Source organism: Pseudomonas sp. TE12234, from assembly GCF_054061835.1.
In genome coordinates, this window is sequence record NZ_JBSSEP010000002.1 from 445032 (window position 1) to 468794 (window position 23763).

The 23763-nt window shown below is 60.6% G+C and carries 21 protein-coding genes; 6 read left to right on the forward strand and 15 right to left on the reverse strand.

Annotated elements, in window-relative coordinates; all coding sequences use genetic code 11:
* The first annotated feature begins 94 nt into the window (after positions 1–94).
* Positions 95–823, forward strand: coding sequence for a FadR/GntR family transcriptional regulator (locus ACVWYU_RS05655; protein WP_457372179.1), 729 nt, complete (start codon positions 95–97; stop codon positions 821–823).
* A gap of 167 nt (positions 824–990) precedes the next feature.
* Here ACVWYU_RS05655 and ACVWYU_RS05660 read toward each other — a convergent pair whose 3' ends face one another.
* From ACVWYU_RS05660 to ACVWYU_RS05695, 8 genes are all read right to left on the reverse strand, one after another.
* Positions 991–3375 (reverse strand): efflux RND transporter permease subunit, encoded by a 2385-nt coding sequence (locus tag ACVWYU_RS05660; protein WP_090320880.1) that lies wholly within the window; start codon positions 3373–3375, stop codon positions 991–993.
* Between the two features lie 28 nt (positions 3376–3403).
* Entirely contained in the window at positions 3404–4456 is a 1053-nt protein-coding gene (locus tag ACVWYU_RS05665) for a WD40/YVTN/BNR-like repeat-containing protein (protein WP_390956315.1), read from the reverse strand.
* A gap of 469 nt (positions 4457–4925) precedes the next feature.
* Positions 4926–7583, reverse strand: a complete 2658-nt coding sequence (pepN, locus tag ACVWYU_RS05670; RefSeq protein WP_457372180.1) for an aminopeptidase N — start codon at positions 7581–7583, stop codon at positions 4926–4928.
* A gap of 10 nt (positions 7584–7593) precedes the next feature.
* Positions 7594–8424 (reverse strand): DUF2797 domain-containing protein, encoded by an 831-nt coding sequence (locus ACVWYU_RS05675; RefSeq protein ID WP_457372181.1) that lies wholly within the window; start codon positions 8422–8424, stop codon positions 7594–7596.
* Positions 8421–8681: a YeaC family protein gene (locus ACVWYU_RS05680; protein WP_020799300.1), complete on the reverse strand. Its 261-nt coding sequence runs from the start codon at positions 8679–8681 to the stop codon at positions 8421–8423. Before ACVWYU_RS05680 ends, ACVWYU_RS05675 begins: the two co-directional genes overlap by 4 nt.
* Positions 8682–8714: 33 nt before the next feature.
* On the reverse strand, positions 8715–9584 hold the full coding sequence (locus tag ACVWYU_RS05685) for a rhomboid family intramembrane serine protease (protein ID WP_457372182.1): 870 nt from the start codon (positions 9582–9584) through the stop codon (positions 8715–8717).
* A complete protein-coding gene (locus ACVWYU_RS05690) occupies positions 9581–10555 on the reverse strand; it encodes a metallophosphoesterase (protein WP_457372268.1) in 975 nt (324 codons plus the stop codon). The genes ACVWYU_RS05685 and ACVWYU_RS05690 overlap by 4 nt, the downstream gene beginning before the upstream one ends.
* On the reverse strand, positions 10552–11442 hold the full coding sequence (locus ACVWYU_RS05695; RefSeq protein ID WP_007988608.1) for an NAD(+) kinase: 891 nt from the start codon (positions 11440–11442) through the stop codon (positions 10552–10554). Before ACVWYU_RS05695 ends, ACVWYU_RS05690 begins: the two co-directional genes overlap by 4 nt.
* Positions 11443–11557: 115 nt before the next feature.
* Here ACVWYU_RS05695 and ACVWYU_RS05700 point away from each other — a divergent pair, with 115 nt between their 5' ends.
* The gene (locus ACVWYU_RS05700; RefSeq protein ID WP_457372183.1) at positions 11558–12508 is read left to right on the forward strand and encodes a DUF1853 family protein; all 951 of its coding nucleotides are present in this window, start codon (positions 11558–11560) and stop codon (positions 12506–12508) included.
* Between the two features lie 102 nt (positions 12509–12610).
* On the opposite strand, the gene ACVWYU_RS05705 is transcribed toward ACVWYU_RS05700, so the two are convergent.
* Positions 12611–13894, reverse strand: coding sequence for an arsenic transporter (locus ACVWYU_RS05705; protein ID WP_390956322.1), 1284 nt, complete (start codon positions 13892–13894; stop codon positions 12611–12613).
* Between the two features lie 162 nt (positions 13895–14056).
* The gene (locus ACVWYU_RS05710) at positions 14057–14617 is read right to left on the reverse strand and encodes an NADPH-dependent FMN reductase (RefSeq protein WP_457372184.1); all 561 of its coding nucleotides are present in this window, start codon (positions 14615–14617) and stop codon (positions 14057–14059) included.
* 175 nt (positions 14618–14792) lie between these two features.
* Between ACVWYU_RS05710 and ACVWYU_RS05715 the strand changes: the two genes are divergently transcribed.
* Positions 14793–15029 carry a hypothetical protein gene (locus tag ACVWYU_RS05715; RefSeq protein ID WP_090320845.1) on the forward strand — a complete coding sequence of 79 codons (237 nt, stop codon included), beginning with the start codon at positions 14793–14795 and terminating at the stop codon, positions 15027–15029.
* Between the two features lie 88 nt (positions 15030–15117).
* Positions 15118–16011 (forward strand): LysR substrate-binding domain-containing protein, encoded by an 894-nt coding sequence (locus tag ACVWYU_RS05720; protein ID WP_390956324.1) that lies wholly within the window; start codon positions 15118–15120, stop codon positions 16009–16011.
* On the opposite strand, the gene ACVWYU_RS05725 is transcribed toward ACVWYU_RS05720, so the two are convergent.
* The 5 genes from ACVWYU_RS05725 to ACVWYU_RS05745 form a co-directional block, all read right to left on the reverse strand.
* Positions 15977–16591 (reverse strand): GNAT family N-acetyltransferase, encoded by a 615-nt coding sequence (locus ACVWYU_RS05725; protein WP_457372185.1) that lies wholly within the window; start codon positions 16589–16591, stop codon positions 15977–15979. The genes ACVWYU_RS05720 and ACVWYU_RS05725 overlap by 35 nt on opposite strands.
* 14 nt (positions 16592–16605) lie before the next feature.
* Positions 16606–18861 (reverse strand): Orn/Lys/Arg family decarboxylase, encoded by a 2256-nt coding sequence (locus ACVWYU_RS05730; protein ID WP_457372186.1) that lies wholly within the window; start codon positions 18859–18861, stop codon positions 16606–16608.
* A 117-nt stretch (positions 18862–18978) separates the two neighbouring features.
* Positions 18979–19737, reverse strand: a complete 759-nt coding sequence (dnaQ, locus tag ACVWYU_RS05735) for a DNA polymerase III subunit epsilon (protein ID WP_090320833.1) — start codon at positions 19735–19737, stop codon at positions 18979–18981.
* A 175-nt stretch (positions 19738–19912) separates the two neighbouring features.
* Positions 19913–20365 (reverse strand): ribonuclease HI, encoded by a 453-nt coding sequence (gene rnhA, locus ACVWYU_RS05740; RefSeq protein ID WP_090320830.1) that lies wholly within the window; start codon positions 20363–20365, stop codon positions 19913–19915.
* 91 nt (positions 20366–20456) lie between these two features.
* The gene (locus ACVWYU_RS05745) at positions 20457–21215 is read right to left on the reverse strand and encodes a class I SAM-dependent methyltransferase (RefSeq protein ID WP_090320827.1); all 759 of its coding nucleotides are present in this window, start codon (positions 21213–21215) and stop codon (positions 20457–20459) included.
* A 65-nt stretch (positions 21216–21280) separates the two neighbouring features.
* On the opposite strand from ACVWYU_RS05745, the gene gloB reads away from it, so the two are divergent.
* Both gloB and ACVWYU_RS05755 read left to right on the forward strand, forming a co-directional pair.
* Positions 21281–22048, forward strand: coding sequence for a hydroxyacylglutathione hydrolase (gloB, locus tag ACVWYU_RS05750; RefSeq protein WP_390956326.1), 768 nt, complete (start codon positions 21281–21283; stop codon positions 22046–22048).
* A 99-nt stretch (positions 22049–22147) separates the two neighbouring features.
* Positions 22148–23596, forward strand: coding sequence for a transglycosylase SLT domain-containing protein (locus ACVWYU_RS05755; protein WP_247255742.1), 1449 nt, complete (start codon positions 22148–22150; stop codon positions 23594–23596).
* Positions 23597–23763 lie beyond the last annotated feature (167 nt).

Genomic DNA, 23763 nt, shown 5'->3' on the forward strand with positions numbered 1-23763 from the left:
TCTGCGCCAGTCAAAAACCGGCGCTAGCGACCGTCACCCGCCGCGCCTGTTATCATGCCCGGCATCTCCATCGCACAGGACCGCGCCGTTCCCCATGGACTACCGCAAACCTTCCGACCGCAAAAGCATGCATTCGCGCATCGTCCAGGAACTGGGCATGCAGATCGTCTCCGGACGCTTCAAGCCCGATGACAAACTGCCCGCCGAAGCCCTGTTGTGCGAGGAATATGCCGTCAGCCGGCCGGTGTTGCGCGAAGCCACTCGGGTATTGGTCGCCAAAGGCCTGGTGTATTCCCGTCCACGGGTCGGCACCGTGGTCAAACCGCGCAAAGACTGGCACATGCTTGATCCGGACGTGCTGCATTGGCTGATGCAAAGCAGTCCGCAGAACCAGTTCTTCGATCTGCTGACCAGTGTGCGCAGCATCATCGAACCGGCCGCCGCCGCACTGGCCGCGCAATTCGCCACGGAGGCCGACATCGCGTCCATCGCTGAGGCCTATCAACGCATGGAAGCCGCGCCAACGCCGGAAGCGCTGTTACAACCCGACCTCGACTTCCACAGCCGCATCGCCGATGCGACCCACAACGACTTGCTGGCCAACCTGTGCAACATGCTCTCGGTGGCCATTGCCGAAGCGTTGAAGCACTCGAACCAGCGGCCCAACCTGCATGAACTGGCGCTGCCACGGCACAAGGCGATTTTGACCGCCATCGAGAATCGCGATGCGTTGGGTGCGCGACATGCGACTCTGGTGCAACTTGACGATGCGCGTAACGCATTGAATGTGGTGCTGGGCACTGACGACCACAGCCATCTGTAGACGCTGACTTGTCGGGTCGCCGCATCGCTGCGATGGCGGTGGATCAGCGGCATCCATGCCGACGGTTGAACCGCTTCGCCGGCAGCCGGCTCCCACAGGATTTGAGGTGGAATTTGAGAAACAAAAAAGCCGCAATCAGGGTTGCGGCTTTTTCATTTCTTCGTGGATCAGTGAGCAAACAGCGAATTGCCCTTCTGCCCCGCCAGTTTCTCCGGCTTGATCAGGAAGCGTGCCAGTGCTGGCAGCAGCCACAGTGCACCGAACATGTTCCAGAGCAGCATGAAGGTCAGCATCAGGCCCATGTCGGCCTGGAACTTGATGGCCGAGAAGATCCAGGTGCACACGCCGATGGCCAGGCACAGGCCGGTGAACAGTACGGCCTTACCGGTGGACTTCAGCGTCTGGTAATAAGCCTCTTGCAGCGGCAGACCGGCACGCAGGAAGCTTTCCAGGCGGCTGTAGATGTAGATCCCGTAGTCCACGCCAATCCCCACCCCGAGCGCCACGACCGGCAGGGTCGCGACTTTTACGCCGATGCCCATGAAGGCCATCAGGGCGTTACCCAGTACCGACGTCAGCACCAGCGGCAGCACGATGCACAAGGTCGCCGCCCAGGAGCGGAAGGTGATCATGCACATGGTCGCCACGCAGATGTAGACCAGGATCAGGATGGTCAGCTCGGATTCCTTGATCACCTCGTTGGTGGCCGCCTCGATACCGGCGTTACCGGCGGCGAGGAGGAATTCCAGGCCATCCTTGTTGTTGGCCTTGGCGAATTCCTGCACCGCATGCACGGCGCGATTCAGGGTCTCGGCCTTGTGATCGTTGAGGAACACCAGCACCGGCGCCAACGAGCAGCTGTTGTTGTACAAACCGTCAGCCCGGGCAATGGAGTTGTTCAGCACGTCTGGGTTGCGCGACAGGGTTTCCCACTTCAGGTTGCCCTCGTTCATGCCCTTGATCATTTGCTTGGACACCGTCACCAGGGAGATCGCCGATTGCACGCCCTCGGTGTTCTGCATCTTCCACATCAGTTCGTCGATCGGCGCCATGGCTTCGTAGCGCGAGCAACCTTCAGCCTTGGTCTTGACCATCACCACCAATACATCGGAGCTGGTCGAGTAATTGTTGATGATGAAGTTGTTGTCCTTGTTGTAACGCGAGTCCGGACGCAACTCCGGCGCGCCCTGGTCGAGGTCACCGATCTTGAGGTTCTGGCTGTACCAGAGGCCGCCACCGAAGGCGATCAGCGCCAGCAGAATGGAGACCGGTGCGACTTTGGCGCTGGCAAAATTGGCCAGCAGACGCCAGAACGGATGTTCGCGGTGAGCATCCTTCTTGCTGCGCTCGACGGCGCGCTTGCTGATGCCGACGTAGGAAATCGCCACAGGCAACAGGATCAGGTTGGTGAACACGATCACCGCCACGCCGATGGACGCGCCGATGGCCAGCTCGCGGATCACGCCGATGTCGATGATCAGCAACGTGATGAAGCCCACCGCATCCGCGAGAATCGCGATCATCCCCGGCAGGAACAGTTGGCGGAAGGTGCGGCGCGCAGCAGTCAGGGCGTTGTCCGCATCACTGGATTGCAGGGCAATGCCGTTGATCTTCTGTACGCCATGGGAAATACCGATGGCGAAGATCAGGAACGGTACCAGCATCGAGTAGGGATCGAGCCCGAAGCCGAAGAAGTGCATCAACCCGAGCTGCCAGACCACCGCCACCAGCGTCGTACTCAACACGGCCACCGTACTGCGCATGCAGTTGGTGAACCAGTACAACAGGATCAGGGTAATGACGAAGGCGATGCCGAAGAACATCACCACCATCACCAGTCCATCAATCAGGTCGCCGACTTTCTTGGCGAAGCCGACGATGTGAATCTTGATGTGGGGGTTCTGCGCTTCGAACTTGTTACGGATCTTGTCTTCGAGTTCGTGGGAAAACTTGCGGTAGTCCAGCGCCAGCAACTTGCCCTGGTCCTGTGGGTCCGGGTAGGCCTCCAGCAGCGGGATGTCGACGATGCTCGACTTGAAGTCGTTGGATACCAGGCGCCCGACCTGTCCGGACTTGAGCACGTTGTTGCGCAGCAGGTCGAGGCTGGCTTGCGAACCGTTGTAACTCTGCGGGATCACCTCACCACCGGCGAAGCCCTCCTCGGTCACTTCGGTCCAGCGTACGCTCGGGCTCCACAGCGACTTGAGGCCGGAACGGTCGACGCCGGAAATGTAGAACACCTCGTCGTTGATCTGACGCAGGGTCTCCATGTATTCCTTGGAGAAGATGTCGCCATCGGTGGCCTCCACGGAAATCCGCACGGTGTTGCCCAGGTTCGCCAGATCGTTGCGGTGCTCCATCATCTTTTGAATGAACGGATGCTCGAGCGGGATCATTTTCTCGAAGCTGGTCGATGGCCTGATCAGCGTCGCCTGCCAGAACAGGAAGATGCTGACCAGCAGGCAGATCGTGATCACTGCCGGGCGGTTGTTGAAAATCAGGCGCTCAAGAAACGTCGCCTTGTCTTGATGATGAGTGCTCAAGGAAGTCATAGCCCCGCCTTCTTATTATTAACCCGGCTCATTTGCCCAGCTCGGCGCCGTTTGGCGAAGTGGCGTGAACGCCGCCCTGTCCGGTCAGAATCAGATTGCCATTCCCGGCGGCAGTGACCGACGAAAGGGAAATGCGATCCCGACGATTGAATACGCTGAAAGTCTCGCCGTTGTCGCTGCTGCTGATCACCGAACCGCCGTTGCCGACGATCACGATCGAACCGTCTTCCAGCAGCGTGCCACCGGACAGACCGAACTCCAGGTCACCGCGTTCGGCCTTGAGCTCGATTTGCTGCCAGGTGCTGCCGAAATCGGTGGAGCGATAGAGATTGCCGCGCAGCCCGTAAGCCAGCAGCGTATTGGCCTGTGCGGTGCCGATCACACCGAACAGCGAGCCTTGGTAAGGGCCTTGGAGTTTTTCCCAGGTCTGGCCCCAATCGGCGGAGCGGAACATGCTGCCCTGCTCGCCAACGATGAACAGCCCGGCATCCTTGACCGCTGCGATGGCGTTGAGGTGGTACTGGTCTTCGTTGTCCAGGCGATCGCTGGCATCTTCCCAGTGCTTGCCGCCGTCGGTGGTTTCCATCAACGACCCGTAGGCGCCCACGGCAAAGCCGCTGTTGACGTCCTTGAACCAGACATCGAGCAGCGGCGATTCGCGTTTCAGATCTTCGAATTGCTTGATCCAGGTGACGCCACCGTCCTCGCTGGCGAGGATCTGCGCGTCATGACCGACGGCCCAGCCATGCTTGTCATCGACAAAGAACACCGACGTCAGCAGTTGCCGGGTGGGCACCTTGGCCTGAACCCAGGTCGCGCCTTTGTCGTCGGAATAGAGAATGTGACCGCGATCCCCGACCGCCACCAGGCGCGAGCCTGCGTGCACGACATCGAGTATCAGGCTTTTGCTGGCCTTGGCCGATTCAACGGAATAAACAACGTCGGATGCCGGCGCGTCAGCGGCCAGCACTGGCGCCGACACCATGGCACAGCCGAACAGCGAGAGCGCTGTGGCCAGCAACGCGAATTTGCGTATTGCCGGCGGGCGGCAGATACCCACACCCATGACAGGCTCACTCATAGACCTTCCCCCATTATTATTGTTAGGTCGTTCAACCTTTCAGGGCGCCGACAGGGTGCTCGCCGTGATTGACTGCTTCGGAGCATAGTCCTGAAACCCGCAATCCAGAGCCCCTTCGGAAGCTGGCTTATCCTATCGGTGTTTTTGAAGGGCTGACAATCGACGGCACGTTATGTTTTGTTAACTGAAGGGATAACGGGCGCGGGTGAATGAGGGGGTATCAGGAAGGATGATGGTATCTGGGCCGACATCATCGCGAGCTGGCTCAGGGGGATGTAACGCCATACCTGGAGGAGCGAGCCGGCTCGCGATGGACTCAAGTGCGCCGCGTTTATCCAGGTCACACGCGTTATCGTTGACAACCATCGCCAGCAGGCTGGCTCCTGCCAGGATCAGACAGAACCCTGTAGAAGCGAGCTTGCTCGAGATTTAGGCACCGCGCAGTGACTGGCACTGCGCGCAAAAGGCATCAAGCCAGGCTTTTGCTGACCACTTCAAACACATCGCTGGACAGCTGGCCGGAAGCACGAATGCGCTCCAGCTCGCCTTTCATCAAGGCCTGGCGGGCGCTGTCGTACTTGCGCCAGCGGGTCAGCGGTGCCAGTTGGCGGGAAGCGATCTGCGGGTTGAAGCCGTTCAACTCGATCACCAGGTCTGCCAGGAAGCGATACCCGGAACCGTCGGCCGCATGGAAGTTGATCAGGTTCTGCCCGGCGAATGCGCCTACCAGTGCCCGCACCTTGTTCGGGTTCTTGATGTTGAACGCCGGATGCTGCATCAACGCCTTGACCCGCTCCAGGCCACCTGGCAACACGCTGCCCGCCTGGACACTGAACCACTGGTCCATGACCAGCGGGTTGTCCTTGAAGTGCTCGGCGAAACTGCTCAACGCCTTGGCCTTCTGCTCTTCGAACGGCGAATTGACCAGCACCGCGAGTGCGGTCAAGCGCTCGGTCATGTTGTCGCAGGTGTCGAACTGCTCCAGTGTCGCCGCCAGGACTTCAGGCTTGCCGCTGAGCATCAGGTACGACAGCGCAATGTTCTGCAGCGCACGGCGGGCAAAATGCTCGGCCTCGGCCACGTACGGGGTCTGCTTCGACAGATCGCGGTTGGCCTGATAGCGCGTCCACAGGCCGTCGAACAACGCTTCGGCCAGTTGCTTGCGGGCAAACTCGCGGGCGATGTGAATGGCCTCGACGTCGGCCACTTCGCTGATTTCGGTCAGATAGGCTTCGCTTGGCAGCGAGAGCATTTCCGCGACCATCGCTTGATCCAGCGACTCGTCGGACAGCACGGTGCGCAAGGCCGAAACCAGGCGCTGATCGAGCACCAGCGCTTCACCCTTTTGCTGCTGGGCAATCAGTTCCTGCAGCACTTGCACCGACAGCTGCTGGCCGGCATCCCAACGATTGAACCCGTCGCTGTCGTGCTGCATCAGGAACATCAGTTGGTCGCGGTTGTACGGGAAGTTCAGTTTCACTGGCGCCGAGAAGCCTCGCAGCAGCGACGGCAGCGGTTGTTCGGCGATGTCGACGAAGGTGAAGGTCTGCTCGGCTTCGGTCACGGAAAGCACCCGGGTAGTGCCCTGGGCGCTGGCTTCGCCGTGAAGGCGCAAGGCGATTTCGTTGCCCTGGCTGTCCAGCAGGCCCAGCTCGACCGGGATCACGAACGGCAGTTTCTCGACCTTGTCCGGCGTTTCCGGGCAGCTCTGGCGGAAGGTCAGGCTGTAGGTCCTGGCCGCCGCGTCGTAGGACTCGCTCACCGCCAGGCGTGGCGTGCCTGCCTGGCTGTACCAGCGCTTGAACTGGGTCAGGTCAACGCCATTGGCGTCTTCCATGGCCTTGATGAAGTCGTCGCAGGTCACGGCCTGGCCGTCGTGGCGCTCGAAGTACAGGTCGCTGCCTTTACGGAAACCTTCGGCGCCGAGCAAGGTGTGGATCATGCCGACCACTTCCGAACCCTTTTCGTAGACGGTCAGGGTGTAGAAGTTGGAAATTTCGATGAAGCTGTCCGGACGCACCGCGTGGGCCATGGGGCCGGCGTCTTCGGCGAATTGGTGAGTGCGCAGGTACGCCACGTCCTGGATGCGCTTGACCGTGGCCGAGTTCATGTCGGCGGAGAAATGCGAATCGCGGAAAACCGTGAAGCCTTCCTTGAGCGACAACTGGAACCAGTCGCGGCAGGTCACGCGGTTGCCCGACCAGTTGTGGAAGTACTCGTGGGCAACGATCGCCTCGACCCGCTGGTGCGCGGCATCGGTGGCGGTTTCGGCCCGGGCCAGCACGGCGCTGGAGTTGAAGATGTTGAGGCCCTTGTTCTCCATCGCACCCATGTTGAAGTCGTTCACGGCAACGATCATGAAGATGTCCAGGTCGTATTCGCGACCGTAGACCTCTTCGTCCCAGCGCATGGACTTCTTCAGGCTGTTCATGGCGTGCTGGCACTTGTCGATGTTTTCCGGCTCGACATAGATGCGCAGCGCCACGGAACGCCCGGTCATGGTGGTGAAGCTGTCCTCGACACACCACAGATCACCGGCCACCAGCGCGAACAGGTATGCCGGCTTCTTGAACGGGTCCTCCCAGGTCGCCCAGTGCCGGCCATCTTCGCCAGGCCCCGAGGCAATCGGGTTGCCGTTGGACAGCAGCACCGGATAGCTGTGCTGCTCGGCGACCACGGTGGTGGTGAACGTGCTCATCACGTCCGGACGGTCGAGGTAATAGGTGATCTTGCGGAAGCCTTCGGCCTCGCACTGGGTGCAGAACATCGTGCCGGATTTGTACAGGCCTTCCAGCGCGGTGTTGGTTTCCGGGTGGATCCTGACACTGGTGTCGACCGTGAAGGTGGTGCTGGTCGGGTGCAGGGTCAGGTGATTCTCGGTCAACTGGTAATCGGCGATGCCCAGCTCGCGATCAGCCAGCGTCACTGACAGCAGTTCCAGTTGCTGGCCGTCCAGCACCAGCGGCGGCAGGCCCGGACCGCGCTCGGGATTGCGGCGCATCACCAGTTGCGCATGGACCAGGCTGTGGTCCTCGAACAACTCGAAGGTCAGGTGCGTTTCGTCGATCAGGTACTCGGGTGCCTGATAGTCCTTGAGGTAGATCATCTTCGGTTGTTCGGTGCGCATGCTGGAGTCCTTACTGATGCACGGCCAGCTGATAAGCCGTGTATTTACGAATGTTGATCACGCCGGTGTCGAAGATCAGGTACTGGCCCTTGACCCCCATCAGCGTGCCTTCGGCAATCGGCTGCTTGTCCAGGTTGAAGCTGACGATCTTGGCCGGGTATTGCTCGACCGGGTAGCGGATTTCGAGTGGTTCGACATCGGCGACGGTCTGAATCGCCTGGAGGCCGAAACGCTGCTGCAACCCTTGCAGGCCTTCGGCGCAACTCTCGAACAACTGATCGCGAACCTGCGCCAGGTCCACGGGCGCCGCATCCCCCTTGAGCAAGGCGCGCCAATTGGTCTTGTCCGCGACCTGACTGCGGAACAGGTCCTCGACAAAGCCCGATTGCTGGCGAGTCGACACACGCATGATCGGCAAGGCCTGGCTGGCGCCCTGGTCGATCCAGCGGGTCGGCAACTGGGTGGCGCGGGTGATCCCGACTTTCACCCCGGACGAGTTCGACAGGTACACGATGTGATCGGTCATGCAGAACTGCTCGCCCCACTCCGGCTCGCGGCAAGTGCCGGCGTCGTAATGGCAGCGCTCCGGGCTCATGATGCACACGTCGCACTGGGCCAGTTTGCTCATGCAGGGGTAGCAGTAGCCCTGGCTGAAACTGGTTTTGGTCTTGCGTCCGCAATGGGTGCAGTGGATCGCTCCCAGGTATTCCAGGCGAACCGTGGTGCCGATCAAGGGGTTGACCGGTACCTCGGCGTCGCCCAGGCGAAAGGCGTATTGCACGTTCGGCCCGTCCAGGCGCGCCGACATTTTACTGATTGCACCGCGGCCAATCTCGATCAATGGATGGCATCCGACTTAAACAGAATATTGGGCACTTGAATCGATTTGGAGCTGCATTCCTGCGGCCCCATGTAGCCGGTACGCTCTTCTTCAGGCAGGTTTTTGATTTCCCAGGCGATCATCGCTTGCAGCGACAGCTCGCGCTGCTCGGCGGTGAGCTTGCCGCCGTCGGACCATTTACCGATTTCCACCGCCAGTTTCAGGCTCTGGTAGATGTCCGGGGTGATGTTTTTGATCATTTCGTTAAAAGAGGACATTGGGTCTCCGCGCTCTCTATTTACATAACTGTTTCAGGCGGCCAGTTTACGGCGGTTGTACAAACCACCCAACAAACCGGTCAAGCATCCGACGAGCAGCCCGCTGACATGGGCCGCGTTGGCGATTTCACCGAAGCCGATCATCGAGACCAGCCCGGAGAGGCACAGCAGCAGCCACACCAGCATCATCACCAGCACCCCGCGGGGCAAACGATAGGCGGCGTTCGGCGACAATATCTGGAAAATCCAGCAATGCCCGAGCAGCCCGTACAACACGCCGGACAACCCGCCAAACAGGGTCGGGCCGCCGAATACGAACTGGGAGTAGTTGGACACGAGGCTGAATAACAGGGTCAGGCCTATCAAATTGACAGTGCCCTGACGCGATTCGATGCGCCGTCCCAGCTCCCAGTACCACATGCCGTTCATGGCCAGGTGCAGGATGCCGAAGTGGATCAGCATCGGCGTCACCAGTCGCCACCATTGCCCAGCCGCGAGGCTGTCGGCCAATGGCACAAAGTGGATGTACTCACCGACGACGTGATAATCGAGGAAAGTCAGCCAGCGCATGGTGTCTAGGTTATCGCCCAGCCAAGTCACGATACCGACGATCAGGCTGAGCAACAGCACCAACGCCGTGCCTTTTGCATGGCGAAGCTGCGAGCGCAAGCTCGGCCGGCGAACCGTCCTCGCCACCGGGATATCCAGTTGCTCATCGGGGTCGCCCGCCGGATAGCGTTCGTACAGCACCCGGACGTCTTCACTGATGTTCGCCGGTACCCACAGCACTTGCTCGCCCGCCTCCTCACTGACCCGATGGGGCACCTGCATGCGCTGCAGCAGTTTGACGAACCCGCTCAAATCCACCGCCAGGGGCAAGCGCAATACGGCGACTGTCGTCATTGCAGCACCTCCGGCCGCTCAACATCGACCCAGACGAATTTATGCGGATCGAGACGACTTTCCTGGTCAAGTCGATAGGCAACGAGTTTGCCGTAGAGCACGGCGCTGTAATCCAGACACGCCAGATTCGGACGAATCGGGGCCGGTTTGCCGCTACGCCAGTAATGGCCGACGAACAGCAACGGTTCGTCGATGCCGTAGCGCAGCAGGTTGTTTTTCTCGGTTGACGACAGCGGCGTGCGGGCCACCGGTTCGGGCAAGGCGTCAGGCTGGAACACGATGTCTCCGTAGGTTTGCGGATCGTCTTCCCAGAATTTGGTCCGGAAGAACGAGCGTGTCAGGCCATCGCCGCTGGTCATGGTCAGGCCATGGGGCAGGCGCATGTCGGTGCCGCGCAGCAATCGGTCAAACACGGTACAGGCGAAGCTGCCGGGTATGGCAGACGCCTGAAGGAAGTGTTCATCGACGCAACCATTGGGGAACAATGCCCGCAACGGTTCGATCAAGCTCGCATCCCAACAGGCATGCACCACCCGGAAGCGCCCGGCATCGACGAACAACGGCATGTCATAGAACCATTGCAAGAAGTCATGCCAGTCCGCTGGATGATGCTCGAACTGGGTCAGGGTTTCCTGAAGCAACCGGGCATGGCGCGGGGTGTGTTCGCGTACGAACTGCTTGCCGCTGCCAGGCAGTGCCGGCGTACTCCAGCCCAACGCGTTGAACTCATGGTTGCCCATGATGCACAGCGCCTGACCGGCCTCGACCATGTCGTGGACGATGTGCAGCGCCTCGCGAATCCGTGGGCCACGGTCGATGATGTCACCGACGAACACCGCCATGCGCGAGGCATGACGCCAGACGCCAGCTTGTTTGTGATAACCAAGTCGGTCGAGCAAGTGCTCCAGGGTCAGAGCGCAACCGTGCACGTCACCGATCAGGTCATAGCTACGCGCGGGATCGAGCATCAGTCGCCTCCACCCCCCAACTTGCTGCCCCAGCCGAGCTTGGTCCGGCAGACTTCATAGTAGTTGTGGTCGAGCGGGTGAATCAGCCGCAGTTTCTGGGCTTTTTTGCTCACGGTGATGGTGTCACCCGGCGCACAGGTGAAGTGGTTCTGCCCGTCACACGAGACTTGCGGGTAGATCTGCATATCCTTGGACACGACGATTTTCAGCTCACTGTTGCCATCGACCACGATGGGCCTGCCCGACAAGGTATGGGGGTACATCGGCACAATCACAATAGCGTCGAGCTTGGGGTGCATGATCGGCCCGCCCGCAGACAGCGCGTAGGCGGTCGACCCCGTCGGCGTGGCGACGATCAGGCCGTCGGCTTTCTGGCTGCAGACGAACTGGCCGTCGATGTACAGCTCGAACTCGATCATCCGCGTGGATTTGCCGGGGTGCAGCACCACGTCGTTCAATGCGTCGCCCTGACCGATGGCCTCGGCGTGACGGCGGACTTCGGCCTGCAGCAGGAAGCGGTTTTCCACCAGATAGTGGCCGTCGAGCACTTCGGCGACCTTGACTTCCAGCTCATCGGGGCGGATGTCGGTCAGAAAGCCCAGGCTGCCGCGGTTGATGCCGAGCACCGGAATATTGTGCCTGGCCAGCGCACGGGCCGCGCCCAGCAGGCTGCCATCGCCCCCGACCACGATGACCATGTCGCAGACTTCGCCGAGCATCTTGCGCGAGGAGGTTTGCAGACCATGGCCCGGCAAGACTTCAGCGATGGTGTCTTCGAGGATCACATGCAGGTGACGATCGAGCAGAAACCGTTTCAGTCGGCGAACGGTATCGAGCACCTGAGAACTGCCCAGACGACCGATGATGCCGATATTGCGAAATTGCTCCATGGGGCTCCTAAGGAAGGGCAGCGACGGCGAAAAGCACGATTATGGGCGAAAGCCGCTGATAGACAAAATCCTTTCAGCCTCAAGGCGGCTTCCGGTTTCGGGCTATGCTCGCAAGATGATCCTATTTCCAGATTTGCTGCAGTTACCCCACCAGTTGCGCCACCCCGAAGTGCGCGACCTGGCATGGGTCATCCTGGCGCCGCCGATGCTCAGCGACACCCCGTGGCCGCAGCGCCATCCGCTGGCCGGCAGTGACTGGGTACAGGCGCCGGAACGCCTGCAACACTGGCTGCTACAACTGGATCGAGACAGTTACGGCTTGTTGCATTGGCTGGCCCAGGCCCGCACCCGGCGCTTGGGCCTTTACTACGAACGTCTCTGGCAATTTGCCGTACAGCACGCACCCGGCATCGAGATGATTGCCGCCAATATGCCGATCCGCCGCGAAGGCCACACCCTCGGCGAACTGGACATGCTGCTGCGTGATCGAGACGGCGTGCATCACCTGGAGCTGGCGATCAAGCTGTACCTGGGGCCGCAAAACGGCGACGGCCACGATACCGCGCAATGGCTCGGCCCTGGTTGCCATGATCGGCTGGATCGAAAACTGGCACACCTGTGCCAGCATCAATTGCCGATTTCCGCGCGACCGGAAAGCCGCGAAGTGCTGGCGGCGCTGGGCATCCGCGAGTTCAGCGCTCATTTGTGGCTGGGTGGTTACTTGCTTTATCCCTGGCCGGGGCAAGCGGCGCCACCGCGAGGTGCGCATCCACAGCACCTGCGTGGTCGGTGGCTGCACCAAAAGGATTGGGCCGAGTTCGCGGCCCAGAGTCCGTCTGGCCGCTGGCAACCCCTGCCCCGCCATGCCTGGCTGGCGCCAGCGCACTACCCTGCCGAGCAGACATGGAGCGCCGAGCAACTGCAAGCGTGGTTAAGCGATCTGGAGCCGCTGGCGCCGGCGCAACTGCTGGTTCGGCTGACGGAAAATGCCCAGGGCGACTGGGAGGAAGCTGAGCGATTGTTTCTGGTGGCGGATCTTTGGCCGAATGTGCCGGGCCAGGGTTGATCCGGATTTTATGGCGATTGTAGTGGCCCCATCGCGGGCAAGCCCGCTCCCACAGGTTCTCGTTGCACCTGAGCCCTCTGCTCGCGATGGCGGCGACGCGATTTAAACGGACAACCGTACCGCCAGCGCCGCCAGGGTTGCCAGCAACACCGGCACCGTCAACACAATCCCGACCTTGAAGTAGTACCCCCAGCCAATCTGGATGTTCTTGCGTTCCAGCACATGCAACCACAATAGGGTCGCCAGGCTGCCAATCGGGGTGATTTTCGGGCCCAGGTCGCTGCCGATGACGTTGGCGTAGATCATTGCCTCCTTCACCACTCCCGTTGCCTGACTCGCATCAATGGACAACAGGCCGATCAGCACCGTCGGCAGGTTATTCATGATCGACGACAACAACGCGGTCAGCACCCCCGTACCCAGTGCCGCGCCCCAGACGCCATATCCGGCAAAGGCGTCCAGCCAGACCGCCAGATAACCGGTCAGCCCGGCGTTGCGCAGGCCATAGACCACCAGATACATGCCCAGCGAGAAAATAACGATATGCCACGGCGCTTCTTTCATGACTTTGCGCGTGGAAATCCTGTGACCGCGGGCCGCGATGGCCAGCAGCAAGGCCGCACACACCGCCGAAATGGCACTGATCGGAATGCCCAGCGGCTCCAGCGCAAAACAACCAAGCAACAGAATCACCAGCACTGCCCAACCGGCATAGAACGTCGCCTTGTCATGGATCGCAGAAGCCGGGTGCTCCAGTTGTTCGGGGTCGTAATCCCGGGGAATGTCGCGCCGGAAGAACCACATCAGCACCGCCAGGGTCGCGGCCACGCTGACCAGGTTGACCGGAATCATCACCGCGGCATAGCGGTTGAAACCGATCTTGAAGAAGTCCGCCGAAACGATGTTCACCAGGTTCGACACCACCAATGGCAGGCTGGCGGTGTCGGCAATGAAACCGGCGCCCATGACAAATGCCAGGGTGGCCGTCGGCGAAAAGCGCAACGCCAGCAACATGGAAATCACGATGGGCGTCAATATCAGGGCAGCACCGTCATTGGCGAACAACGCCGAAACCAGCGCGCCGAGCAGCACCATATAGGCAAACAACTTTCGTCCATTACCCCGCCCCCATCGCGCCACATGCAGCGCCGCCCAGGCAAACAGCCCGGCTTCGTCGAGCAACAGGCTGATGATAATCAGCGCGACAAAGGTACCGGTGGCGTTCCAGATGATCTGCCACACCAGCGGGATGTCGCTCAGATGCACCACGCCGAAAATCAGCGCGAGTACGGCGCCCAGCACCGCGCTCCAACCGACGCCGAGGCCTTTGGGCTGCCAGATAACCAGGGTAATCGTCAGAAGAAAAATCAATGAAGCGGCGAGCATGCGAAACAGCCTTGAGCAAGGGGCGGACCGGCGGGGATTCTGAAGTAGAGCCGCCGTCCGTGGCAATGGCGCCCACGGGATCAATGCTGTTTTGCGTGTGTGACCTGAATTGAGGGGGCCCGCCCTTTGTCACAGACAAGCTCCCTCAGCCTGCAAACAATCTCAGGCCTGCTTGTGCTGCTCAACCCACTGCCCATAGGCATTGATGAAACTCTGCAGGAACGGCTTGACCGATTCGGACAGCTTGCCCGCCTCGTCGAACGCCGAACCGGCGCCGCCCAGGTAGGCTTCCGGTTGCTGCATCATCGGCACGTTGAGGAACACCATGGACTGCCGCAGGTGATGGTTGGCGCCAAATCCGCCGATCGCGCCAGGCGATGCACTGATCACCGCGCCGGGCTTGCCGCTCCAGACACTTTTGCCATATGGACGCGAACCCACGTCGATGGCGTTTTTCATCGGGGCAGGCACCGAGCGGTTGTATTCCGCAGTGACGAAGAGCACTGCGTCGGATGAGCTCACCTGTTGTCGGAAAGTGCTGTAGGCTGCCGGCGGTGAAGCGCCATCGATGTCTTCGTTGTACAGCGGCAGATCGCCGATTTCGACAATAGTCAGCTTGAGATTGGCCGGTGCCAGATCGGCCAGGGCCAGCGCGATCTTGCGATTGATCGAATCCTTTCTCAAGCTGCCGACCAGGACTGCGACCTTAAAGACGTTGCTCATGGAAGATTCTCGACTGTCCGATGGGAGGAGCTTGTAGTTATAGATGACGATTCAAACAGTGGGCGAACGGAAACGCCGTCCCTGACTATTTTTTTCCTGTAGGAAAACTTACTTCACCCAGCGACGGTCTACTGAGCCGCAAATTGAGTGATTTATCTCCAGAGGTTCTAAGCAGATGGCAGCAGTACTCGTCGGTCAGTTCCATGCAAGAGACGCGGAAGGCCGCATTTATTCCGTACATGAGTTCCAGGAATCCACCCCGCCGGCAGACGGCCTGGCAAGCGCGGCGCCTGTCACCACGTACAAGCTGGCAATTGGCGATCGCGTGAACAAGCTGGATGAAAACGAATTCCTGCTGGTGCAATCGGGCGTCACCATTACCCGCGAGCCCGTATCGAGCAGCGTTTCATAACTCGATGGCATGAGCAGAAGTCTTAAGCGCAGACATGGGTTAGGATTCAGCCACTGACTCCCTCACCTGCTGAACATGGACTTCACGCATGCGCTTACGCCATATCGAAGTGATCCAGGCGCTCCTGCAGACCGGTCACCTGGGCACTGCCGCCGAATGGCTGCAGCTGCCGGTGGCCGAAGTCGAACGCATTCTGCGCGACGCCGAGGGTCAGTTGGGCTTCATGTTGTTCTCCAGCGTACGCGGGCGCCTGCAAGCCACCCGCGAGGCACGGGAGCTTCAAGTCGAAATGGCCCACGTCTACGATGCGCTCGAACCGGTGCAGCGCCTGGCCAACAGCCTCAGGCAATACCAGGCCCCTCCCTTACGCATCATCTGCACGCCGCCCCTGGCCCAGCAATTGCTGCCGCAAAGCATTGCGGCGCTGCGTCGACGCCTGCCCGATGCGCCCTGCACCCTGCTCAGCCAACCCACCCGCGAGATCGTCAAAAGCTTGCTGCTGCGCGAAAGCGATCTGGGATTGAGCTTGCATGACCCGGATCGGCCCGAAATTGAATGCCAGGTGATTGCCCAGGGCAAACTGCAGCTGCTCGCGCCCCACGGCTGGTTGCAACCCCGGCAGAAGTACATTTCCTTGCAGGACCTGGCGGGCCAGGCGATGGTCGGCCTCGAAGGTCACGACCCGCTCAGCCCGGCGCTGGAAAACAAACTGCATGGGCTGCGCCCGGCACCGGTGATCCACACACGGGTGCAGACTCACCAGATGATGCGCAGCATGGTCGAGGCCGGTGAAGGCCTGGCCATCGTCGACCCCTTCACCGCCCTCGGTGCCAAATCGGCCGGGCTCGATGTCTGCCCGCTGGCGCCCGCGGTGCCGGTCAGTCTCTACGCCTTGAGCCTTAAAAACGGCGAGCCTTCCCCCGCCGTTCAGGCCTTGCTGGCGATCATCACGGAACAAGCCGCGGCGATGTTGGCGAACTGATCGGTTTTTCCAGCGGATTATCGAAAAAGCGGTACCAGAACAACGCCACCTCGGCAGTGTTGGGATCGATACCCCGATAACGCAGATGATCGATGCCGCCTACCACATAGCCGCAGCGCTCATAGAGACGGCAAGCGCCCAGATTGTTGTTCTGGGTTTCCAGCATGATGCCTGGCAGCTTCTTCTTGCGACTCCAGAACTGCGCCACATCCAGCAGCGCCTTGGCCACGCCATGACGCCGGGCAGGCGCATGCACCGCCAATTCGTCGATATGGGCAAAGCCGTTCCAGTTGGTGCTGACCACCAGATGCCCCACTGGCTCGTCATCCAGATAGGCCATGAAAATCGCGCTGTCGGCGGCGTCGCGATAACTGCTGAACTCCTCGGGGTCGATGCCATAGCACTTGCGGTAGGGGGTGATCGGCGTGACGTGCCATTGCTCCACGGGCTTGCCTATTTCAGGTACGCCGTAGGCGGCAACTTCAAAACTGAAATCGCTGCCCCAGATATAGGCGGCAAAACCTTCATCGGCGACGCGCACCGACAGCCCTGGGTAAATCGGATTTATGACCGGTTGCATACTGGGAAAGGTCCTCACTCCTTGATGCAATCGACGGTGTAGTGCAGTCCATTGCCCTCATCTTCGTGTTGCAAGCCGTGCACATCGGCGACAAACCCGGGAAAGCTGCTGTCGAACGTGCGAGCAAACTTCAGGTAGTCGATGATCGAGCGGGTCGACTCGGTAAAACGCTCGCCGGGCATGATCAACGGAATCCCCGGCGGGTATGGCACCAACATCACGGCAGCGATACGCCCTTCCAGAGCATCGATCGACACCGCTTCAACTTCGCCGCGCACCAATTGATCATAGGCGTCTGCCGGCTTCATGGCGATTTCCGGCAGGACGGTGTACATGCGCTTGAGATGCCTGGCCGTGGCATTGCTGCGATAACAGGCGTGCAATTGATCGCACAGATCACGCAGGCCCATGCCCTGATAACGCGCGACATTCTCCTGCGCCACGCACGGCAGGCAATGGGCCAGACTGACATTGGCGTCGTAGCTGCGCTTGAATTCCAGCAATTCGGTGAGCAGCGTGCTCCACTTGCCCTTGGTGATGCCCATGGAGAACAGCACCAGGAACGAATACAGCCCGGTCTTCTCCACCACCAGCCCGCGCTCCCACAGGAACTTGCTGACGACGGCCGCCGGAATCCCGCGCTCGCTCAGGGCGCCGCCCGCGGTCAGGCCCGGCATCACCAGGGTCACCTTGATCGGATCGAGCAGCACGTAATCGTCGGTCACGCCGCCAAAGCCGTGCCAGTCGTCCTCCGGTTGCAGCAGCCAGTCTTGTGTGACAACCCGGTCGATGCCTTCCACCGAAGGCGGCTGCCAGATGGAAAACCACCAGTCATCGGCGGCGATGTGCTGGCGCAGGTTGGCCAGCGCCCGGCGAAAACTCAGGGCCTCATCGAACATTTCCTGAAGCAGCGAACGCCCGGCCGGGCCCTCCATCATGGCCGAAGCGACGTCCAGCGAAGCGATGATGCCGTACTGCGGCGACGTGGAGATGTGCATCATGAAGGCTTCGTTGAAACGGTCTCGATCGAGTTGACGCGCACCACCGTCCTGCACATGAATCATCGAGGCCTGGCTGAATGCTGCCAGCAACTTGTGGGTGGAATGGGTGGTGAACACCAGCGGGCCGTCCTCACTGCGTGAGGTGCCCATGCCGTAGCGTCCGGCGAAAAACTCGTGAAACGCCGCATAGGCGTACCAGGCCTCGTCGAAATGCAGCACCTCGACGCTGGTGCCCAATTGCTGCTTGATCAGCTCAGCGTTGTAGCACAGGCCGTCATAGGTTGAATTGGTGACCACCGCGAGCTTGACCCTGGGCGCGCGCCCCTTGGTCAATGGACTGGCATCGATCTTCGCCTGGATCGCTTCGCGGCTGAATTCGCTCAGCGGAATCGGACCGATGATCCCCAGCTCATTGCGCTCCGGGCACAGGTACAGCGGGATCGCGCCCGTCATGATGATCGAATGCAGTACCGACTTGTGACAGTTGCGATCGACCAGCACCAGGTCATCGCGCGCGACCATGGAGTGCCAGACGATCTTGTTCGCGGTCGACGTCCCGTTGATCACAAAGAAGGTGTGATCCGCACCGAAGTTACGGGCCGCACGGGCCTCTGCTTCGGCCAGCGGCCCGGTGTGATCCAGCAGCGAACCGAGCTCCGGCACCGACACTGACAAATCCGAACGCAGGGTGTTTTCCCCGAAGAACTGGTGAAATGCCTGCCCCACCGGACTTTTGTGATACGCCACGCCACCGCCATGCCCAGGGGTGTGCCAGGAATAATTGGAGTCCGCGGTGTGCTGCACCAGGGCTTTGAAAAACGGCGGCAGCAAGCCATCGAGGTATTTGCGCGCCGCCCGCGCCACCTGGCGAGCGAGAAAGGGCACGGTATCTTCGAACAGATAAAGTATCCCGCGCAGCTGATTGAGCTCGGCCATGGCGTCGGCCGGGGCGTTTTCCAGGGTGACTTGCTCGCCCAGGGCGAAGATTGGCAGGTCCGGCGCACGCACCCGCGCCAGCCCGATCAGCTCGGCCATATTCTGTAACAAATGCGTATGGGCGCTGGCATCTTCCGCCGCGATCAACATGCACGACAGACCGTGATGCGTCGAAGCCACCAAACGCCCCTCGGTGTAATCCACGGCCGAGACAATACTGAAACCTTCCTGCTCCAGCTCCCGGGCAATGCCCCGCACGCGGTCACCGGCAACGGTGTCGGCCTTGATGTCGCGATGGACGATCAAGACCGGGAATTTCAAATCTTTATACATGGGGCTCAGTGTCCTGAGGCGGCAGACCAGAGCCTGCCAATACCCTCAGGTTAGAGGGTTGCAGCGGATGTAGCGAGTGCGACGCCCCAAAACGGGTCATCCACAGTGGGAAAAGACCTAGGCCTGTGCCTCCGCCTCGGCCAACTGCACCCACAGCGCCGGCGCACCGGCCGACTTGGCGATGGCTTCCATGCGTGCCACATGCCGGGCCAGATCGTCTTCGCTGGCGCGAATGATACGGGTCGGCTGGCGGTCGGCGGGCAGACGGCGGATTTCCGTGGCGGAGTTGTCCGCGCCTTCGCCGGAACCATTGCCATCGGACGCATTGCCGGCCAGCGACAGGCTGGTCTGGCCGCCGGTCATGGTCAGGTAAACGTCGGCAAGAATCTCGGAGTCGAGCAAGGCGCCGTGCAGTTCACGGCCGGAGTTGTCGACGCCGTAGCGTTTGCACAGGGCATCGAGGCTGTTGCGCTGGCCAGGGTGACGTTCCCGGGCCATGAGCAGGGTGTCGAGGATCGAGCAGTGCTGCGTGATGTCCGCACGGTCGTGCTGGCCCATCAGTGCGAATTCGTTGTTGATGAAGCCAACGTCGAACGCCGCATTATGGATGATCAGCTGCGCGCCCTTGATGAATTCGAAGAATTCTTCGGCCACTTCGGCAAAACGCGGCTTGCCCACCAGAAATTCGTTGGTGATGCCGTGGACGCCGATGGCGCCTTCATCACTTTCGCGATCCGGTTGCAGGTAGACGTGGAAATGCCGCCCGGTCAGGCGCCGACCGATCAACTCGACGCAACCGATTTCGATAATCCGGTGGCCGTCGGTCACCGGCATGCCGGTGGTTTCGGTGTCGAGTACAACGGATCTGGTGGCCATCTGATGCTCAGCTCTCAATCGGTCAATCGTGCAAAAGCGGCGATGTTAACACGCTCGCCAAGGTCTTTCAGGTACGCCGTGTTGCCCCCATCGCGAGCAGGCTCCACGCTGGATCTTCATGGTTCGTAAGTTTCCTGTGGGAGCGAGCCTGCTCGCGATGGCGACGACCCGGTCATCAGGCCTGCTTGAACCCGCGCACTTCATCCACGCCGCGGTTGGCCAGTTGGTCGGCCCGCTCGTTGCCGTGATGGCCAATGTGTCCGCGCACCCATTTCCAGGTGACGTTGTGACGATTGACCTGTTCGTCGAGCAGTTTCCACAGGTCGGCATTCTTGACCGGTTCTTTCGAAGCGGTTTTCCAGCCGCGTTTCTTCCAGTTGGCCATCCACTCGTTGATGCCTTTCATCACGTACTGGGAGTCGGTCACCAGCAGCACGTCACAGGGACGCTTGAGTTCTTCCAGGCCACGGATCGCGCCCATCAGCTCCATGCGGTTGTTGGTGGTGTTGGTTTCGCCACCCCAAAGTTCCTTTTCAACCCCCTTGCACACCAGTAATGCACCCCAGCCGCCAGGGCCAGGATTGCCTTTGCAGGCGCCGTCGGTGAAGAGTTCTACGCTATCGCTCATGCCAATCTATCCAGAAAATGCGGTGGCTCGCCGATCGGTGATCGACAACGCCCGAGACCGGGGCAACCCCGGCCAGGAAATACAAGGTGAATTACGGTTCGATACGACGACGGTTGACCTTGGCCATGGGCAAAGGAATCAACTTGCCCATTGGTTCGCGACGCTCCTGACGCAATGGGCGCAGGCCCACCACTATCTTGCGCGCCACCAATAAATAGAAGCCGCCGCCAGACAACTGCCATTGACCGGCCATGCGCTCCCAACCGGCCAGACGGGTCTGCCAGGCCGGTGACGCGAGCGGCGGACGATAGCACCCGAAACGACGTTTCTCCAGCGCAAAGCCCAGCAGGTTCAGCCAGTCGGTCACACGCGAGGGGGAAATGCAGCGAGCCTTGCGCAATGCATCGTGAGCGAACAAATGGCGCAGCCCCCAAGTGCTCCAGGGATTGATCCCGATGATCAACAGGTGACCGCCAGGGCGTACGCTGCTCGCCGCTTCGCGCAGCAAGCCATGGGGCGACAGGCAGAAATCCAGCCCATGCTGCATGACCACCACATCGGCGGCATGCTCGCTCAACGGCCAGGCCTGTTCTTCGCAGACAATCTCGACCCCCGGCAACGGTGCACCCAGGCGTACATTGCGCTGTACCTGCGGCGCTGACGGCGGCGTCTGCGCAGACGGGCCGTAATGGACCAGATAGCCACCAAAAAAACGACCCAGCTCTTCTTCGAGCATGCGTCGTTCTTCATCCAGCAAAAACTGCCCGATGGGGCCGGACAGCCATTCACGGGCCGCGCTGATCAACGCCAGCCAGTCAGGATCAGCCTGAGCGAACGCTTTATCGGTCATTGCATTCTCCAACGCGCCAGGAAGCTCTAAGATGCGCCATTGCTTTCCAATTGGCGAATCCGACGATGATACAGATCACTGCCCTGCCCGCCTTTACCGACAACTACATTTGGCTGTTACAGGACCACGATACCCAGCGCTGTGCAGTGGTCGACCCTGGCGATGCCGCCCCCGTGCAGGCCTGGCTTGCAGCCAATCCGCGATGGGTGTTGAGCGATATTCTGATCACTCACCACCATCATGACCATGTCGGTGGCGTCGAGCAGCTGAAAAAAGCCACCGACGCCACCGTCTACGGTCCGGCCAGCGAAAACATTCCGGCGCGGGACATTGCCCTCAAGGATAACGACCGTATCAGCGTGCTGGGCCATGACTTCGATGTCATCGCCGTGCCTGGCCATACCCTGGGGCATATTGCCTATTATCATCGCGGCCTGCTGTTTTGCGGAGACACCCTGTTCGCGGCCGGTTGCGGCCGCCTGTTCGAGGGCACCCCCCTGCAAATGTACACCTCGCTGTCACGCCTCGCGGCCCTTCCCGAGGACACCCGGGTGTACTGCACCCACGAATATACGCTGAGCAACCTGCGCTTCGCCGCGGCGGTCGAGCCCGGCAATCCCGACACCCTCGAGCGCCTGGCCACCGTGACCCGCCAACGGGAAGCCGGCGTCATTACGTTGCCGTCCACGGTGGGCCTGGAAAAACGCACAAACCCGTTCTTGCGCACCGCTGAAACATCCGTTAAAGAAAAAGCTGACGAACGGACCGGCACGCATAACCCGGCGCCCGATATGGTTTTTGCGGTTTTGCGAGCCTGGAAAGACACGTTCTGAACAGAGTCCCCGAGGTTCCGCAAATTCTGAATGGTTGACCGCAGGGGGTGCGCTTTCTAGAATCCCCCGACATTTTTGCCCGGAACTTACTTCCAGCCAATGTCGTCACCTATTCGCAAAGCCATCAATTCGGATGCATTGACCCGCCTGGCTCAAGCCATAGCGGTGGCTGTGTCCGCGACATTGGCGGGCTGCTCAAGCCATGTGCCGCAAACCGATGCGGCACACACTCCGAATATTGCCGCTCGTGCCAAGCAAAAACCTGTCTGGCTCAGTGAAAAGCCGAGCCCGCAGGCGGCGCAGGACGTCTGGGAACGCATGCGCCAGGGTTTCCAGCTGCAGGACGGCCTGGGCGTCAATCCGCGCATTGAGCAACAGCGTCTGTGGTTCGCCAGCAATCCATCCTTCCTCGAAAACGCCGGCTCTCGTGGCAGCCTTTACATTCACTACATCATCGAACGCCTCGAAGAGCGCAACATGCCGCTGGAACTGGCGCTGTTGCCGGTGATTGAAAGCGCCTACAACCCGATGGCCTACTCCCGGGCCGACGCGGTGGGTCTTTGGCAGTTCATCCCGTCCACCGGGCGTTACTACAACCTGCGTCAAACCCGCTCCTATGATGGTCGTCGCGATATCACTGCCTCGACCACTGCGGCAATGGATTACCTGACCCGCTTGCACGACATGTTCAACGGCGACTGGCTGCTGGCCCTGGCCGCGTACAACGCGGGCGAAGGCACCGTCAGCCGGGCCATCGAGCGCAATGAAAGGCTCGGCCTGCCCACCGACTACTGGAACCTGCCGCTGCCTGCTGAGACCCAGGCCTATGTGCCGAAGCTGCTGGCCCTCTCGCAAGTGGTGCTGGCGCCAGAAGCCTATGGCGTGAACCTCAACCCGATCGCCAACGAACCCTACTTCAAGGTCGTCGAAATCAACCAGCGCATGGACCTGTCCAAGGTCGCAGAAGTCGCCAACATCGACGAAGACGAACTGTTCCAGCTCAACCCCGCGTTCAAACAGCGCACCACCCTCGACGGCCCCCAGCATCTGTTGGTGCCGACCTCCAAGGCGCAGTTGCTGACCACCAGCCTGCAGACCATGCGTCCTGAAGAGCTGATCAGCAAGAAACCGCGCAAACCGGTCTTCGAGGGCGCTGATGACATCCGGGTGGCGAGTGTCAAACGCAACTACCGGGTCAAGCGGGGTGACAACCTGGGCTCCATCGCCAAGGCCAATAACGTCGACATCAAGGACCTGCAGCGCTGGAACAAGCTCAGTGGCAAGAACCTCAAGCCTGGCCAGACCCTGGTCATTCAGGACACCGGCAAGCGCGGCTCCGGACGCATCAATACTGTGGTCGCGACCAACGCCAGGAACAAGAGCGAGACCAGGAAGCCACAAACCCAATACAAGGTTCAGCAAGGCGACTCGCTGTACATCGTGGCCAAGCGCTTCAACGTTGAAATGCAACACCTCAAGCGCTGGAACCCGCGCGTTGGCCAGGCGCTGAAACCCGGTCAAATGCTCATCGTCGCCAACCCGCATTAAAAACAAGCCCCTGCATTCAGGGGCTTTTTTTGTCCGCGAATTTTTTCACCCCTTCTGTAGGAGCGAGCCTGCTCGCGAAAAACCAGAGAGCGCCGCCACGCTTCCAGTTTTACGCGTAATCTCCCAAACCACCGCGAGCAAGCCGACTCCTGCAACGGATCAGATCT

Excerpts from the sequence above, each read along its gene's own strand:
- ACVWYU_RS05655 (WP_457372179.1), top strand. The coding sequence starts at position 95 with ATGGACTACCGCAAACCTTCCGACCGCAAAAGCATGCATTCGCGCATC.
- ACVWYU_RS05660 (WP_090320880.1), bottom strand. The coding sequence starts at position 3,375 with ATGACTTCCTTGAGCACTCATCATCAAGACAAGGCGACGTTTCTTGAG.
- ACVWYU_RS05665 (WP_390956315.1), bottom strand. The coding sequence starts at position 4,456 with ATGAGTGAGCCTGTCATGGGTGTGGGTATCTGCCGCCCGCCGGCAATA.
- pepN (WP_457372180.1), bottom strand. The coding sequence starts at position 7,583 with ATGCGCACCGAACAACCGAAGATGATCTACCTCAAGGACTATCAGGCA.
- ACVWYU_RS05680 (WP_020799300.1), bottom strand. The coding sequence starts at position 8,681 with ATGTCCTCTTTTAACGAAATGATCAAAAACATCACCCCGGACATCTAC.
- ACVWYU_RS05685 (WP_457372182.1), bottom strand. The coding sequence starts at position 9,584 with ATGACGACAGTCGCCGTATTGCGCTTGCCCCTGGCGGTGGATTTGAGC.
- ACVWYU_RS05695 (WP_007988608.1), bottom strand. The coding sequence starts at position 11,442 with ATGGAGCAATTTCGCAATATCGGCATCATCGGTCGTCTGGGCAGTTCT.
- ACVWYU_RS05700 (WP_457372183.1), top strand. The coding sequence starts at position 11,558 with ATGATCCTATTTCCAGATTTGCTGCAGTTACCCCACCAGTTGCGCCAC.
- ACVWYU_RS05705 (WP_390956322.1), bottom strand. The coding sequence starts at position 13,894 with ATGCTCGCCGCTTCATTGATTTTTCTTCTGACGATTACCCTGGTTATC.
- ACVWYU_RS05710 (WP_457372184.1), bottom strand. The coding sequence starts at position 14,617 with ATGAGCAACGTCTTTAAGGTCGCAGTCCTGGTCGGCAGCTTGAGAAAG.
- ACVWYU_RS05715 (WP_090320845.1), top strand. The coding sequence starts at position 14,793 with ATGGCAGCAGTACTCGTCGGTCAGTTCCATGCAAGAGACGCGGAAGGC.
- ACVWYU_RS05720 (WP_390956324.1), top strand. The coding sequence starts at position 15,118 with ATGCGCTTACGCCATATCGAAGTGATCCAGGCGCTCCTGCAGACCGGT.
- ACVWYU_RS05725 (WP_457372185.1), bottom strand. The coding sequence starts at position 16,591 with ATGCAACCGGTCATAAATCCGATTTACCCAGGGCTGTCGGTGCGCGTC.
- ACVWYU_RS05730 (WP_457372186.1), bottom strand. The coding sequence starts at position 18,861 with ATGTATAAAGATTTGAAATTCCCGGTCTTGATCGTCCATCGCGACATC.
- dnaQ (WP_090320833.1), bottom strand. The coding sequence starts at position 19,737 with ATGGCCACCAGATCCGTTGTACTCGACACCGAAACCACCGGCATGCCG.
- rnhA (WP_090320830.1), bottom strand. The coding sequence starts at position 20,365 with ATGAGCGATAGCGTAGAACTCTTCACCGACGGCGCCTGCAAAGGCAAT.
- ACVWYU_RS05745 (WP_090320827.1), bottom strand. The coding sequence starts at position 21,215 with ATGACCGATAAAGCGTTCGCTCAGGCTGATCCTGACTGGCTGGCGTTG.
- gloB (WP_390956326.1), top strand. The coding sequence starts at position 21,281 with ATGATACAGATCACTGCCCTGCCCGCCTTTACCGACAACTACATTTGG.
- ACVWYU_RS05755 (WP_247255742.1), top strand. The coding sequence starts at position 22,148 with ATGTCGTCACCTATTCGCAAAGCCATCAATTCGGATGCATTGACCCGC.